The organism is Hwanghaeella sp. 1Z406 (genome assembly GCF_048892425.1).
GTDB lineage: Bacteria > Pseudomonadota > Alphaproteobacteria > UBA8366 > Aestuariispiraceae > Pacificispira.
In genome coordinates, this window is record NZ_JBLZHU010000041.1 from 1 (window position 1) to 316 (window position 316).

Sequence of the window (316 nt, forward strand, 5' to 3'; positions counted from 1 at the left end):
CCTGTTGTGTCCTAAACACCACCTGAAAATACGATACGAAAGGGCCGGAAAATGAAAGTCGAGTTTGAGAATGACCGTTACTTTCGGGCCTATACGGTGGAAGAGGCGAATGGGCTGTTTCGCGCGGCCAAGGAGCGCATTTTCGTGCCGCAGGATCAATCGCGGCTGTTCACCAAGAATGATTCCCTGCTGCCCTTCTTTAACAATCCAGACTGGAAATGCATTGCGATCAGCAGCTGTGCCTACGAATCTATGCTAAGCGAATCCCCGCCAGGCGTGCCAAGTGATTTGCCGCAACATTATGTGTTTTTCGAAG

Annotated in this window: 1 protein-coding gene; it reads left to right on the forward strand. The window is 50.6% G+C overall.

The genetic code is table 11. The features are described from left to right. Positions 1-51 precede the first annotated feature (51 nt). Positions 52-316 (forward strand): hypothetical protein (locus tag ACOSDR_RS20275; RefSeq protein WP_420732352.1); only part of this gene is annotated, 265 nt, incomplete at its 3' end.